The 13,914-nt window shown below is 38.4% G+C and carries 14 protein-coding genes; 13 read left to right on the top strand and 1 reads right to left on the bottom strand.

Annotated elements, in window-relative coordinates:
• The first annotated feature begins 27 nt into the window (after positions 1 to 27).
• The 3 genes from ruvC to bshA all read left to right on the top strand — a co-directional run bounded on the left by ruvC (position 28) and on the right by bshA (position 2,756).
• Positions 28 to 510: a crossover junction endodeoxyribonuclease RuvC gene (gene ruvC, locus WC080_00865; GenBank protein MFA7243828.1), complete on the top strand. Its 483-nt coding sequence runs from the start codon at positions 28 to 30 to the stop codon at positions 508 to 510.
• Positions 511 to 595: 85 nt separating this feature from the next.
• Positions 596 to 1,594: a galactose-1-phosphate uridylyltransferase gene (gene galT, locus WC080_00860; GenBank protein ID MFA7243827.1), complete on the top strand. Its 999-nt coding sequence runs from the start codon at positions 596 to 598 to the stop codon at positions 1,592 to 1,594.
• Positions 1,595 to 1,625: 31 nt separating this feature from the next.
• Positions 1,626 to 2,756: an N-acetyl-alpha-D-glucosaminyl L-malate synthase BshA gene (bshA, locus tag WC080_00855; protein ID MFA7243826.1), complete on the top strand. Its 1,131-nt coding sequence runs from the start codon at positions 1,626 to 1,628 to the stop codon at positions 2,754 to 2,756.
• Here bshA and WC080_00850 read toward each other — a convergent pair.
• Entirely contained in the window at positions 2,746 to 3,531 is a 786-nt protein-coding gene (locus WC080_00850) for a glycosyltransferase (GenBank protein ID MFA7243825.1), read from the bottom strand. The genes bshA and WC080_00850 overlap by 11 nt on opposite strands.
• Positions 3,532 to 3,603: 72 nt before the next feature.
• Here WC080_00850 and WC080_00845 point away from each other — a divergent pair, with 72 nt between their 5' ends.
• From WC080_00845 to WC080_00800, 10 genes are all read left to right on the top strand, one after another.
• The gene (locus tag WC080_00845) at positions 3,604 to 4,725 is read left to right on the top strand and encodes a glycosyltransferase family 4 protein (protein MFA7243824.1); all 1,122 of its coding nucleotides are present in this window, start codon (positions 3,604 to 3,606) and stop codon (positions 4,723 to 4,725) included.
• Between the two features lies 1 nt (position 4,726).
• Complete coding sequence (locus WC080_00840; protein ID MFA7243823.1) at positions 4,727 to 5,809, top strand: glycosyltransferase; 1,083 nt, start codon at positions 4,727 to 4,729, stop codon at positions 5,807 to 5,809.
• The gene (locus tag WC080_00835) at positions 5,810 to 6,781 is read left to right on the top strand and encodes a hypothetical protein (protein ID MFA7243822.1); all 972 of its coding nucleotides are present in this window, start codon (positions 5,810 to 5,812) and stop codon (positions 6,779 to 6,781) included. It abuts the gene before it with no gap.
• Between the two features lie 4 nt (positions 6,782 to 6,785).
• Positions 6,786 to 7,979, top strand: a complete 1,194-nt coding sequence (locus WC080_00830) for a hypothetical protein (GenBank protein MFA7243821.1) — start codon at positions 6,786 to 6,788, stop codon at positions 7,977 to 7,979.
• Positions 7,960 to 9,327, top strand: coding sequence for a phosphomannomutase/phosphoglucomutase (locus WC080_00825; GenBank protein ID MFA7243820.1), 1,368 nt, complete (start codon positions 7,960 to 7,962; stop codon positions 9,325 to 9,327). The genes WC080_00830 and WC080_00825 overlap by 20 nt, the downstream gene beginning before the upstream one ends.
• A gap of 54 nt (positions 9,328 to 9,381) precedes the next feature.
• The gene (gene ruvA, locus WC080_00820; protein ID MFA7243819.1) at positions 9,382 to 9,945 is read left to right on the top strand and encodes a Holliday junction branch migration protein RuvA; all 564 of its coding nucleotides are present in this window, start codon (positions 9,382 to 9,384) and stop codon (positions 9,943 to 9,945) included.
• A gap of 17 nt (positions 9,946 to 9,962) precedes the next feature.
• Complete coding sequence (locus WC080_00815) at positions 9,963 to 11,009, top strand: methyltransferase domain-containing protein (protein ID MFA7243818.1); 1,047 nt, start codon at positions 9,963 to 9,965, stop codon at positions 11,007 to 11,009.
• A gap of 66 nt (positions 11,010 to 11,075) precedes the next feature.
• Positions 11,076 to 12,116, top strand: coding sequence for a Holliday junction branch migration DNA helicase RuvB (ruvB, locus tag WC080_00810; protein MFA7243817.1), 1,041 nt, complete (start codon positions 11,076 to 11,078; stop codon positions 12,114 to 12,116).
• Between the two features lie 20 nt (positions 12,117 to 12,136).
• On the top strand, positions 12,137 to 12,733 hold the full coding sequence (locus WC080_00805) for an epoxyqueuosine reductase QueH (protein MFA7243816.1): 597 nt from the start codon (positions 12,137 to 12,139) through the stop codon (positions 12,731 to 12,733).
• 282 nt (positions 12,734 to 13,015) lie between these two features.
• Positions 13,016 to 13,897, top strand: coding sequence for a PH domain-containing protein (locus WC080_00800; GenBank protein ID MFA7243815.1), 882 nt, complete (start codon positions 13,016 to 13,018; stop codon positions 13,895 to 13,897).
• Positions 13,898 to 13,914 lie beyond the last annotated feature (17 nt).

The raw sequence follows: 13,914 nt of genomic DNA, 5'->3' as shown, positions 1-13,914 counted from the left end.
GCAATGAAACAATTTAGCAATGAAACAATTAAGATCTTAGGCATCGATCCGGGTACTGGGATTATGGGTTATGGGGTTATAGAGAAGGCTTCAGGTGGCATAAGACCTGTTAAATATGGTTGTATTCGCACCCGCGCCAATCTCAACCAGCCTGACCGATTGAATTTTATTTACAAAAGCCTGTCTGATATAATTGAAAAGGAAAAACCAGACCAAGTAGCAATTGAGAGCCTGTTTTTTTTCAAGAACCAAAAAACTGTCATTTCGGTAGCTGAGGCTAGGGGTGTGGCCATAGTGTGTGCAAAAGGCGCGAATCTTCCGGTTTATGAATATACGCCGTTGCAGGTTAAGCAAGCGCTTACGGGATATGGCAGAGCGGAAAAATCCCAAATTCAGGAGATGGTTAAAATTATTTGCAAACTCAAATCATGCCCCAAACCAGATGATGCGGCAGATGCGTTGGCGGTTGCAATCACGCATGCACAAACCAACATCAATCTAAAAAAATAGAATTAAATTTGCCCCACTTCGCTCTATGAGCTACGAGGGGCGCGACAAACTATCTGAATAATTAAGGTGTCGCGGAGGGTTTAAGATGCCTCAGTTAAGACAAAATATTATAACCGGAGAGTGGGTTGTTATTGCTCCGGAGCGAGCAAAGAGGCCGCAGGATTTTGTAATTCCACCAAGCGTCAAAGTTTCTGATAAGTCCAAATGCCCGTTTTGCGAGGGATCGGAAGGATACAAACAAAATGAAAAAGTTCGCAGAGCCGCAACAACAAATTTTTATGTTATAGAGAACAAGTTCCCGGCATTCGTCGAAAAAGAATCCAAGACGCAACTCCGCAGTTTCTATCCCGAGGAAGGTTTTTACAGGGCAAGGCCGGCTGTCGGCGATCACGAAGTTATAATTGCAAAAAATCACGACGAAAACTTGATCGCCTTCGATAGTTCAAAAATCACAGAAATGCTTGAAGTCATCCAGGACCGGTATATAGATATGAAAAATGTAGAAGGAGTGGTTTCTGTGATGCCAATATACAATCAGGGAGCAGAGGCCGCTGCATCAATCGAACACCCCCACGCGCAAATATTTGCCTCGGGAATTGTAGCAAATAATGTCGGGCGGGAAATGGACGGCGCAGAGCGGTATTATGGCATTAACGGCGTTTGTGTTTTTTGCGACATTATCAAGCATGAAAAGAAAGAAAAAATTCGCATTGTTTATGAAAATGATAATTTTATTGCGATCACGTTCTTTGCTGCCAGATTCCCAATGGAAACTTGGATTTTGCCCAAAAACCATGAAAGCGAATTTGAAAATACGCCTAAATCGCACATGAAATCTTTGGGTGAATCGCTCCACTGTGTCTTGCAAAAAATGGAAAAAAATGTTAAAAATATACCGCTTAACTTTTATATTCATTCACTGCCAAATACTTTCGAAAATTCTGCCTCTTACCACTGGCATCTCGAAATTACACCACGCCTCGCCAATTATGGCGGATACGAACTTGGAAGCGGCGTCATAATCGATATAATGTCTCCGGAAGAGGCAGCAGAGTACTTGCGTAAGCCGGCAAAAAAGGACTAAATCACCATATCAATAAATTCAGGAGAGTAGTATGAAAATTGCAATAATATGTTATCCTTCAAGCGGCGGGAGTGGAATTGTCGGTACCTCTCTTGGTCTCGAATTAGCAAAAAGGGGCCACCAGGTCCATTTTATTGCATCCGAAGTACCTTTCAAGCTTATTGGTCCGTGGAAAAAAAATGTTTTCTATCATGAAGTTGAACAATTTGAATATCCGCTTTTTGATACTGCTCCCTATTCATTAACTCTGGCAAATAAAATATACAATGTTGTAATGCAGAACAATATTCAGGTTATCAATTGCCATTACGCTGTTCCCCATTCGCTGTCTGCATACATTGCTCGAGAAATGGTGGAGAGGGCCGGGAAAAAAGTTAAAGTCGTGACTACTTTGCATGGGACGGATGTTTCAATTATTGGGCATGATCCAATAATTAAAGATGCGGTTGGTTTTACCATTTCCAAATCAGATGCAATTACCTCTGTTTCAAAAGCCATGGTGGATGAAGCGAAAGAAGCATATAAATTAGAAGAAAAGATCGATGTAATTTACAATTTTGTGGATATAAAACCGCCTAAGAAAATACCCGAGGATTTAAAAGAGGTTTTTGGAACCAATAATGCAAAGATCATTACCCATATGTCCAACTTCCGCGCTGTTAAACGAATTGAAGACGTGATAAAAGTATTTGAAGAAGTTCAGAAGAAGGTTGATTCCAGATTATTGTTAATTGGCGACGGGCCAGAACAGCGTACGGCATATAAATTGGCGTCCAAGCGCGGGCTGATAAATAAAATTCATTTCTTGGGTTTGCAAAGCTCAATAGAAAAACTATTGTCGATTTCTCATTTATTTCTTTTGCCCTCGGAAAAAGAGAACTTTAGCTTGTCATCTTTGGAAGCGATGTCTTTGGGGGTCCCGGTCATTTCTACCAGGGTGGGCGGAATGAGCGAGATGATTGATCATCAAAAGAATGGTTTTTTGGTAGAGGTTGGTGAGACTTCAAAAATGGCTGAATATGCTGTTCAGGTCCTAACAGATGAAAGGGAGTACAAGAAAATTTCAGAAAATGCAAAAAAGAAAGTTGAAGAAAATTTCTCTGTTGGAAAAATTGTTCCACAATATGAGAGTTTATATAAAAGATTGATCGCTAATTCTTAATATTGAACCATAGTTCTAATTTATTTGGTTGGCTGAAAAAGTCATATGTTTCTTTATTTGCCAATTGTTTAACCTGAGTTAGATCAGCTCCGGCTGATTTATGTTTTTTCCAAACTCGCTCAATATATGAGCGGTGTTTATCTTGCTCTTCTGAACGAATACTTTTTTTATGCATAGTAACTTTTACTGTTGGCCGAGGGTCATAACCAAACTTCATGTTTTTATCAGAAAACTGAAGCCAGAGATCGTAGTCTTCTCCAATCTTTTGCTCGCTATCGTAGCCCTCTACTTTGACGTAGGCCGATTTCTTATAAGACGAAGATGCGTTAGGCACAAAATTTATGTTATATAATAAATCTTTGACATAAGGCTGAAAAAATCTAGGTTTTACTATTCCATCGTCAATGTAATTTAGATCCATATTGGTATAGAAGATGTCAGCATCAGGATTCTTTTCAAAATACTCTCTAATTATTTTGATTCTATCGGGATAGGCAAAATCATCAGAGTCCGCAACGACAATAATATCTCCATTCGCTTTTTTGTTGCCATAATCTCTTGCGATGGCAACACCAGAATTTTTTTTCAGGCGAAAACATTTTATTCGATCATCTTTTTTGGCAAGATCTTGGCAGATTGTGAAACTCGAATCTATGCTGCAATCATCGACAATTATTAGTTCCCAGTCCTTATCCGTTTGGTTGAAATAGCTTTGCAAGACTTCTGGTAAGAAATCTTCACGATTATACACAGGCATGACGATAGATATTTTCATAATCCCTCTATTTGATTAATTGTCCAAATTGAAACATAATGGAATAGATTAACTTAATAAAACTATAACATAATGTTGTTCAAAAGGCGATCAAAAAAAATTAGAGTTGGAATCATTCCTCTTAGCTCGAAACCGGTGCCACCCGACCCAGACGTTATTTGCGCACCAAACTCTCTAGTGTTCGAATTATCAAAAAAATTGTCCGATCTTAATTGTGAGAATATGGTTTTTACTTCCAGGGACAGCAGTAATGAAATTACTTGCAGCGGGGCGGATCTGCCATCTGCGTGGAGGGAATTCGGGCCAGACACAAAAAATCCGATTGAATATACACAAAGAAGGGTAGAGAGCGATCTTTTTGCTGCCAATGAAGCCTTAAAAGCCTATAGGGCGGGTAAAATTGATCTTATTAATTCTCATGATATGAGGACAAATTTCTTTATATTCTTGGCTGCAAAGATTCCGGTTTTGTATACGATCCATGGTGATTTAGCTAGTATTTTTCACGCTTATGATCAATATCGTTATCGTGAATTGTCAAAATCATCATCTGGTATGACTTGCATAAGCCACGACAATGAGAAATTTTGCCAAAAAAATAGCATCAAAAATTTCGGCTACACTCCCAATGGGGTTGATACAGACAAATATAATTTTCAGGCAAATTCTGAAAAACAAGGAGTGATATTTGTTGGGAGAATTGTGCCCGAAAAAAAAGTTGAGGAGTTGATATTATCCGTAAAAGAATCCGGGCAAAAACTTTCTATAATCGGGCCAAGAGGTTCGTCTCCGAATGAGATTAAATATTTTGAGAGATTAGAAAAACAATATTTTGGAAAAGATAACGTGGATTATTTGGGGTACAAAACTCCAAATGAGCTTATTCCGATTTATCAAAACGCAAAGTTGATATTTATGCCAACTGAAAGAGAAGGTATGCCCATGGTCCTTCTGGAGGCGATGTCTTCGGGGGTTGTTCCGATAGCGTCACCGATCGGGGGTATTAAAGATGTGATCAATAATGGCGAGAACGGAATCTTGATTAGTAGTTTTGGTAAAAATGAGATTCGAGAAGCTCTTAAAAAAGCGTCTTTCATAAAGCCATCTGCTCCACGCGATAGGATCATCAAGGAATTTAGCCTTGTTAAAATGGCGCAAAATTACCTAGCTGCATATAATAAATTTTTGGGTTAAGATGAAAAAAATTTCTTTATTTTCTAACATATTTATGCCAACCGGTCCTGCCGTGCCCGGAGGCTTAGAGGTTTTTAATTATTACCTAGCCAAAACATTGGAACAGAAATTGGACAACTTTGAATTGTTGGCGACTGGAGATTCTGAAAAATTAAATTCTCTGATACCCATAGTAGAAAAATCTTTAGGATATTCGAAGCGAGCAGATTTTTTCAATACTGGCTGGAATTATCGCACTACAGCGTTTGAAGAATTTGCAGTTTATGCAAAAGCAATTGACAGAGTGATGTGCGAAGATAGGATGACTCATTTTAGTATGGTGAATTTTTTACCTGTATATCTGGCGGCCAAAAATGGTAAAAAATCTATTCTTACCATGCATATGGGAATAGAAAATTTTAGTTACAAAATATTATTTGATCTATTAACGCCCGAACAAATTAACCTGATTACCTTTGTTGGTGTTTCAGGTTTCCAAATGAAAGACTTTTCACGCCAACATGAAATAATACCCAATGGGGTGTATCTTGGCGACTTTCCTTTTTCTGAAAGCGCTAAAGATAATTTCGTCTGGATTGGGCGCATGATCGAGCCCAAGGGAGCCACTCACGCAATCAAGGTTGCCAGTAAATTGCACTATAAACTCGAGATTGGGGGAAAGCCAATCGGTGAAAATGAAAAATATTTTAGGAGCGATATATTACCAAGCTTAAACGATGAAATCACAGCTGTTGGTTTTGTGGATAAAGAAAAAAGGCCCGGTTTTTATAGCGCCAAGGCCTTATTGTTTCCTTCTTCGAATGAAACTTTTGGCCTCACGGTAATCGAAGCGATGGCATGTGGAACTCCGGTTATTGCCTACAAAACGGGAGCGGTGGATGAAATAATTGAAAACGGGGTAAACGGATATAAGGTTGAACAAGGAGATATCCGCGCTTTTGAGGAGGCAGCCAATAAAATATTGTCACTGCCCGAAAAGCAGTACCAGGAAATGAGAAAAAATTGTCGGAAAACGGTTGAAGAAAAATATTCTTTCGATGCGGTGGCGGAAAAATACATGAATTTGTACGAAAGGATTAGCTAGATGTATCAAAAAGAACTCGCAGATCTCTTTGTGGATTTGCATTTTAATGAAAAATTGGCTATTAAAAAGGACTACGAAAGGGAAAGTTATATTTTTGTTGGGCTGATCAATAACAATGAAGTGGTGCTAAAAATTTTTCCTAAAAGCTCTACCGGCCGGGTTAGAAATATGGAGAAAGAAAAAGCCGTCGACCAATATATTGATAAACACAACAAGAATTTTGGCCTTGCAAGAGCGAAAATTATAGAAACAGGAATTAGTGGTAAATATTTTTGGTCTATTCGCCAATATTATCCAGGGAACTCCCTTTCAATGCTCCTGCCAAATGAATCGCTTATGGGATATGATATTTTAAGAAATGAGTTTATAGACAAGGACAAAATTATTGTTCCAAAAATTATTGACAACTTGGAATCTTTACAAAAAATATCCGTAGAATCTCATGAATTAAATAACCTGAAAAAGAATTTTCAACAAAAATATTTCGAAGATTTGGAAGATTACAATCCGGAAAATATTGGTAAATATCTAGGTCTATCACTGATAAATCAGCAGAATTTCTTTGCGAATAATAAAAAATTATACTATTCAAACGAAAATATTAAAGCATGTAATAGTGATATGAGCCCGGCTAATATTATTGTTCGCCCGGGAGATAATATAATATTTTCTGATTTCGAGCAATTTTGTTTTGATAACCTTACAATTGATTTTACATACCTCTGGTTATTTCTGTGGAGATACGAAAATTGGCAGAAGGTGCTGATAGAACTATTTATTACAAACGAAAAGTTAGAAGAAATGTTTCGGTCCAGTATCATAAGAATTTTGTTTCATATGCACAAATGGCCATCCATTAGTTTAAAGATCAAAACGACTGAGGAATCAAAAAAAATCGACAGGACTCATATATGGGCAAGGTATCTTGCTGCTGCCGGCGATTCTTTCGAAGCAATTTTGCATGTGAGGTAAAAATATGAGAGATGGAATTAATTCCTCAAGCCACGAAGAGCCAATCGAGGGATTGAGTTGGAAAGAAAAAATTGAATCTGGGGATGAGCTTAATAAGCTTTGGCAACAGGTACTTGAGTGTTTGAAAAGCCGAGGTGTGCAGGAAGTTAGGCCAGTAAGATTTTATGGCGTACATGAAAATATTGATCTAAATTTGGAGGGGGACGAGGCGGTTCTGAATTATATAAGAGAAAATAAAGTCACTCGTCCATTTTGGATATTTGAAGGCGCACACCCTGAACACAAGATTGTTATTACTAAAATGCGTTTAAGCGGCGAAGATCCTAGGGGTGAAGCCAGAAACGAAAGAATTTTTTATGAGGATATCGCGAGTGATATTGAAGAAGAAATTCCCGAAAATATAAGAGGACGCGTCAATATTCCCAAATATCTTGCAAGTGAATCCGAGGAAAATGGCAATGGTTTTGTTCAGTATGAATATGCCGAAGGGGAGCCCATGAGCCACGTGTGGTTCGAAGCTGCCGATGGGCCAATGCCAATAGAGGATTTTAAGAATTTAGTCGAGTTTATTAAAGCGATGCAAAAGGCAATGAATCCGGAAAAAATTGCAGCCGAGCACCCAGAAATAACAATGAATTCTGAGGGAGCCTGCCCGACCCACAAAAGAAATCGAGAAATGATGCACGAGCATGAATCTGAATATAGGGAGTGGCTTGGTGATGATGTTTTTGACAGAATGATGGCTCTTTTAGACGAAAAGGAAGAATTTGTAAGAAATTCTGGCGCAGTATTTACTAACATTGATATAAATATGAGCAACATAATAAAATCAGACGATGGTTCAATGACGATAATTGACTGGGAAAGATTAAAATTACTCGACAACCAAGCCGCTGCTTTTTCGTATATTCCAGCCACTCACTGGATGTATCCGGAAAGACAGCAAGAAATGTTTTCGGAAGTTTTGGAGGAGAATTCGGAAAATCCGGATTTTAAAGAATTATTTCGATTAGCATTGATTTATTATCGTTTTGCCAGAGTGCCAATGATGTATTATTGGCTAAGACTAAAGAATGGAAATTTAACAACAACGGAAGAAATAGACCATGCTAAAAAAGGATTAGAAGCAAACAAGAGGCTTCTGATTGAAGCGTTAAATAATGAAGGAGTGTGGAGCAATGAATCCGTCAATCTTTAAAACTTATGATATTCGCGGGGTTGTGCCGGAGGAATTAGGTGTGGAAGCAATTAAAAAGATTGCTGCCGCCCTCATCAAATATCTTGAACCAAAGAGTGTTGTTCTTGGTTTTGATTCCCGGCTTTCATCGCCTGAATTTGCCGCTGAAGCAAAGGAGATTTTTTTGGATGCCGGAGTTGATGTCTTTGATCTTGGCATGGTGCCGATTGAGGTAGTTTATTTTGCTTGCGGTCATCTTAAAGTGCCTGGTGTTATGATCACTGCTTCACACAACCCAAGAGAATATAATGGGATAAAGATTATTGATTCTGAAGTGCTTCCGGTAAGCATGGGTTATGGCCTTGAAAAGATTAAAAACATTGCATTGTCCGAAAATGGAAATATGGAGACACAATCGAAACGCGGAGAAATTAAAAAAATTGATATTTGGCCGGATTATTTAGAAAAAATTTTTTCATTTATTGATATTAAAAATATTAAACCAATCAAATTTGTTTGTGATGCTTCAAATGGTGTCGCGGGGAATGTCCTTACCAAAATTACCAGAGGTTTACCCATCAAAATGACTCAAATCAATTTTGTTCCTGATGGCGACTTTCCAAACCATGGGCCAAATCCAATGCTTTCCAAAAATAGGAATCAACTTATCGAGGAATGCAAAAAAATTGACGACCTGTCATTTGCGGCTATCTTTGATGGCGACGCTGACAGGATCGCTCTTTTGGATGAGAATGGAGACTTTGTTGACACAGATTATTTAAGCGCACTTATTTCTAAAATCTTAATCACAAAGAATGGCGCAAACACAGTTGTTTTTGACATGCGCCGCGGTTGGGCGGTTAAAAATCAAGTTGAAAGCCTTGGGTCAAAATATCTTCCATCTAAATCGGGCTATCCATTTATTCGTGAAAAGATGCAGAAAGTTAACGCGATTTTTGGCGGTGAAGCGTCCGCTCACAACATTTATCGGGATTTTTTCTTTGCTGATTCGTCAATGATTACCTTGCTTTTAATTGTTGAATATTTATCTGAAAACAATATTAAGTTATCAGAAGCATTGGAAGAATATCGAGAGAGTATTTTTATGTTTGAAGAAACAAATTTTCAAGTTAAAGACATTGACAATGTCATTCGGACGTTGAAAAATAAATTTAACGATGGAAAAACGAACGAAGAAGATGGGTTGTCTGTTGAATACAACGAGTGGCATCTCAACTTGCGGCCGTCTGCAACCCAGCCACTGGTCCGGCTAAATTTAGAAGGAACAGATCCTGAACTTATCGAAGAAAAGCGCGATCAGGTTATTAAAATTATTGAGAATAACGGGGGAGTGATCGTTGATGAATAAATTCATTTTACAGAATCTCCTATGGACTACACACCAATAACCAAGGACTGAGCTATGATCAGCTATTTGTCAGGAAAAATTAAATTAATTCAAAATGGGATAATTATCTTAGATGTGGCTGGAGTTGGCTTCAGAATTTCTATTGGCCAAAATTATATTGCTAAAGAAAACGAAGAAATCGAGATATTTATCCACGAACATATCAAAGAAGATGCGGATGATTTTTACGGATTTAAGACATGGGAAGAACTCGAACTTTTTGAAAAGTTAATTTCGGTCAATGGCGTCGGGCCGAAAGCTGGGATGGCGATAATGTCGGCATCAAGATCGGATAAAATTATTCAGGCGATTATTTCCGACGATCTAGGATTTTTCACATCGATTTCTGGAATAGGCAAGAAAGTTGCGGCTAAGATCATTCTTGATTTGAAACCCAAACTATCTGGATTGGATGGTTCAGGTGTGATTTCCCTTCAGAATGAGGATGACGATATTCTTGAAGCACTGATATCGCTTGGTTATAAAAAATCAGACGTTGTCTTGATCGTTCGTTCAATCCCCAAAGATTACACATCGGGGCAAGAAAAAATAAAATGGTGCTTGAAACGCCTTAAATAATTAATTATCAGGGTTTTATGGGCAAATTTCAGGCACAGGTCAAAAATTACTATGAAAATGCCGCTGAAAATGGGCAAAGTCGTCTTGATGTCTGGGAAAAGGGTGGAGCCATAAAACAATCGATGACTCCGTCCACCTCACACAAATCATATCGCCGAACTGTCATGAGATTGGTCTCTGAGCTCTCCTCATATTTACCATCTAACAAGAAAAATGTTTTAAGCTGCGGTTGCGGCAATGCTTTTTTGGAAAAAGATATGGCTGATGCAGGTTACAATATTCTGGCGACTGATCTTTGTAATTCAGCCCTTGAATATGCTCGTCAAAAAGGCCTTAATACCCAAATTTTAGATGTTTCTAAGCCATTCAAACTGAAAGAAAAATTTCACGTTATATTTTCTGACGGTCTTATTGGCCATCTTGTAGGCAAAAGTTTGCTTCTGGAAAATTTTTTGTGCCAGTCGTACACTACCCTGGAAAGTGGAGGAATAATTATGATCGGCAATGAAGAGCCGAGAAACAAAAAAGATCTCGAATATATTGGAAGAGCAGATTATTATTTTACTTCTGGAAAATTTTTATCTAATAGGTTGACAAATGCAGGGTTTGAGGCGACAGGTTATATAAAAATCCCATACCTTAGGCCAATCGAAGGCAAACAATATCGAGTCTGGTCATGGGGATTTAAGCCAAGGATCATCGAATGTTCGCCAAATCGATCGAACGCCATCAAATATAAAAAAATCTCAGGATTAAAAACGTGTCCATTTAGAGGTAAATCATCCTTGGCCTATATGATTATGCAGCCGGGCTCAAAAACCGATTTGCACAAACATCCCCTCACTGAACATCGGATTGCTGTCATAAAAGGAACATTGGAAGTGATTGTCAATGGCAAAAAGAAAAAATTTGAATCTGGTAAGAAATGCCCACCAATCATAACTAAAAGTTTTTTTAATCGTCTTCCTTCCATTACAATTTTACCGGGAGCCAGCCACCAGGTGATTAATCAGGGCGAGACGGAGGCCGAATGGTTGTGTTATGAAAATCCTCCTCACAACTGACATTGAACTAGTTTTCGTCCAATCCCTATGATATTATTAGCCTAGGTAAAGGGCTAATTTTTGCATATGGAAGAAAATTACGAAGACGAAAATATTGGAGACCACAATGCGCTGGATCCTGAAGTTTCCAAGGATGATGATTTTGAAATTACCATACGGCCGAAAATCCTTGATGATTATGTCGGGCAAGCACCAATAAAATATAACCTTTCAATCTTTATCGAGGCAGCAAAAAAACGCGGCGAATCAATAGAACACGTTCTCCTGTACGGACCACCCGGTCTCGGTAAAACTACGCTTGCGCACATTATTGCCAATGAAATGGGTTCGGGAATCAGGGTAACTTCGGGACCAGCAATCGAACGAGCCGGGGATTTGGCGAGTATTCTCACTAATCTTTCTCCTGGCGATGTCCTTTTTATTGATGAAATTCATCGTTTGAACCGAAACATTGAGGAGGTTCTTTATCCCGCAATGGAAGACTACGCAATAGACCTAATCCTTGGTAAGGGTCCTTCGGCCAAAACCATGAGAATTGATTTGCCGCGTTTTACGCTGGTTGGCGCAACTACAAAAATCGGTTCGCTTTCTTCTCCGCTTCGTGATAGATTCGGCGTATCACATCGTTTGGATTTTTATAACGAAGCCGAACTTTCCGAGATTATCAGGCGATCAGCGGAAATTTTGAAAATTAATATCGACGAATCAGGTATCGCTGAAATTTCCAAAAGAGCGAGAAAAACCCCGCGTATTGCAAATAGACTTTTAAAAAGAGTCAGAGATTTTGCTGAGGTGAAACATAAAGGTAACGTTACAGCCGAAATCGCTAACAGCGCCCTTTTAGCACTAGAGATAGACCAGTTGGGGTTGGATAAAAATGACCGCGCATATTTATCTGCAATAATTGATAAATTTAAAGGTGGCCCGGTCGGGTTAGATACAATTTCTGCTTCAATTTCGGAAGACAAAGATACCATTGAAGATGTGGTTGAACCTTATCTTTTGCAGCTTGGATTCATCGACAGAACAAGAAAGGGGAGGGTTGCAACTGAATTAGCTTACGCGCACATGAATAAAAAATATTCTGGGCAACAAAGTTTGGTATAGCGGAGGGCAAAGGAGTTTTGATGGGGGAGAAAAAAACTGAAAAGTCAAAAAAGATCATGGTTCACATTTGTTGTTCTTCTTGCTTTAGCTATGTTTATCAGCTACTAAAAAAAGAGAATTTTGCAGTTACCGGCTTTTTCTATAATCCGCAAGTTCATGGCAGGGCAGAATATCTCCGGCGAAAATCCGATGTAGAAAAATTTTGCAAAGAAAATGGCATTAAATTAATTGCGCCAGAGTACGATATTCAGGATTTTTTTCAGCCAATTATGCCATATCAGGATAAAAATTCAATAAAATATATCACCGACAAAAAGCGTTGGAAAACTAAGAGATGCCAGTTATGCAATTTATTAGTGCTTACTAGAACATATAACGAAGCTAAGGCGCTAAAAATGGATTACTTTGTGAGTACGATGTTGGTATCTCCATACAAAGATCACGATGAAATTTGGAATATCGGTCTTGAGTTAGAACGAAATTCTGGACCGCTGTTTTTCTACCAAGATTTCCGTAAAGGATATTGGAACGGCAGAAACTACGCAAAGAATCACAATATGCATATTCCAAATTACTGCGGTTGTGTTTATTCATCAGAAGAAGGAATATTGGAATAGTATCAAATATCAAATAACTTAGTTTTTTGTCATTTGTAATCAGGAATTTCGCCATGCTTTACTTGTTAATCACTTACCTTATCTTTATAGTCCTGTTCATCGTCTATAGCATAATGGGTGTTTATCACTTATGGCGTTTCGGGTATGTGGGAGATCTCACAAAGCCTGTGATAATCATATATTCTGTATTTACAACAACTATTATTGTAGTTTCCTTAATTCTTATTTTAACCAGGTCTTGGCCGGCAAGCATTAGCCTAACTTGAATTTAAAAGGAGAACTATGCCAATCACGGGGAGATATTTTCCGGGACAAAAATCTGAAGAAAAAGTTTTTTTGCTGCTTCGAAGGCACTGGGTTACATATGGAATTTTTGTGGCGCTATTTGTGTTTATGCTAATTCCATTGATTATTTTTCTGGTATATGCGACGAGCCCGTCTGTGATATTTTCTCCGCAAGTTGTGGATTTGTTTTATTTGGTCATTCCCGCATACCTCCTGATAATTTTAGGCACCATGCTTTTTGGTTTTGTAGATTATTATCTGGACGTATATATCGTGACGAATGAAAGAATTGTGGACATTTCTCAAAATGGATTTTTTAAGCGAGATATTGCCGAACTTCATCTTCATCAGGTACAGGATGTGAGTGCAAAAGAGGAAGGTTTTTTTTCGACTATGTTTCATTACGGGGACGTGACAATTCAGACGGCAGGAGAGCGCGAAAACTTCGTATTTCGGTCGGTTCCCCACCCATATATCATTTCGAAAAAGATTGTTGATCTTCATGAAGCCCAACTTGAAGAAAGCCAGCGCGAAGAGTTGGAATTGGGAGAGGGGGATTTTAATGAAACTTTCCATCCGGAAGTCCTGGATCTGGCAAGGAAAAGGACAAAAGATTTCTTTAGGGGGCGAGAACCGCTTGATACCGGAGTTAGTGCTAATGATCTTAAACAAATATCTGAAAGAGGCCATAGTTCACACATTATTTCCGGCATAGAATCTTCAAAAAAAGAGAATGACACTGAAAACCAATCTTCACATTCCGACTTGAATGAACAAGCGGAGGGCGAGCCTGCTAAAAAAAATGAAGTTGAGAATAAAAATTTCAAAGATTTAAAAGATGAAAAAGAATTACGCGAAAATGAAGAAATCGACTTATAGTTTAATTAATATCTAAT

This window comes from Patescibacteria group bacterium, from assembly GCA_041674405.1.
Lineage (GTDB): Bacteria > Patescibacteriota > UBA1384 > XYA2-FULL-43-10 > XYA2-FULL-43-10 > JBAYVT01.
The sequence above is the reverse complement of the archived record's forward strand: the minus strand, read 5'-3'. Positions and strand labels throughout refer to the sequence as shown.

Coding starts and splice junctions, on each gene's coding strand:
- galT (MFA7243827.1), top strand. CDS start 596: ATGCCTCAGTTAAGACAAAATATTATAACCGGAGAGTGGGTTGTTATT.
- bshA (MFA7243826.1), top strand. CDS start 1,626: ATGAAAATTGCAATAATATGTTATCCTTCAAGCGGCGGGAGTGGAATT.
- WC080_00850 (MFA7243825.1), bottom strand. CDS start 3,531: ATGAAAATATCTATCGTCATGCCTGTGTATAATCGTGAAGATTTCTTA.
- WC080_00845 (MFA7243824.1), top strand. CDS start 3,604: ATGTTGTTCAAAAGGCGATCAAAAAAAATTAGAGTTGGAATCATTCCT.
- WC080_00840 (MFA7243823.1), top strand. CDS start 4,727: ATGAAAAAAATTTCTTTATTTTCTAACATATTTATGCCAACCGGTCCT.
- WC080_00835 (MFA7243822.1), top strand. CDS start 5,810: ATGTATCAAAAAGAACTCGCAGATCTCTTTGTGGATTTGCATTTTAAT.
- WC080_00830 (MFA7243821.1), top strand. CDS start 6,786: ATGAGAGATGGAATTAATTCCTCAAGCCACGAAGAGCCAATCGAGGGA.
- WC080_00825 (MFA7243820.1), top strand. CDS start 7,960: ATGAATCCGTCAATCTTTAAAACTTATGATATTCGCGGGGTTGTGCCG.
- ruvA (MFA7243819.1), top strand. CDS start 9,382: ATGATCAGCTATTTGTCAGGAAAAATTAAATTAATTCAAAATGGGATA.
- WC080_00815 (MFA7243818.1), top strand. CDS start 9,963: ATGGGCAAATTTCAGGCACAGGTCAAAAATTACTATGAAAATGCCGCT.
- ruvB (MFA7243817.1), top strand. CDS start 11,076: ATGGAAGAAAATTACGAAGACGAAAATATTGGAGACCACAATGCGCTG.
- WC080_00805 (MFA7243816.1), top strand. CDS start 12,137: ATGGGGGAGAAAAAAACTGAAAAGTCAAAAAAGATCATGGTTCACATT.
- WC080_00800 (MFA7243815.1), top strand. CDS start 13,016: ATGCCAATCACGGGGAGATATTTTCCGGGACAAAAATCTGAAGAAAAA.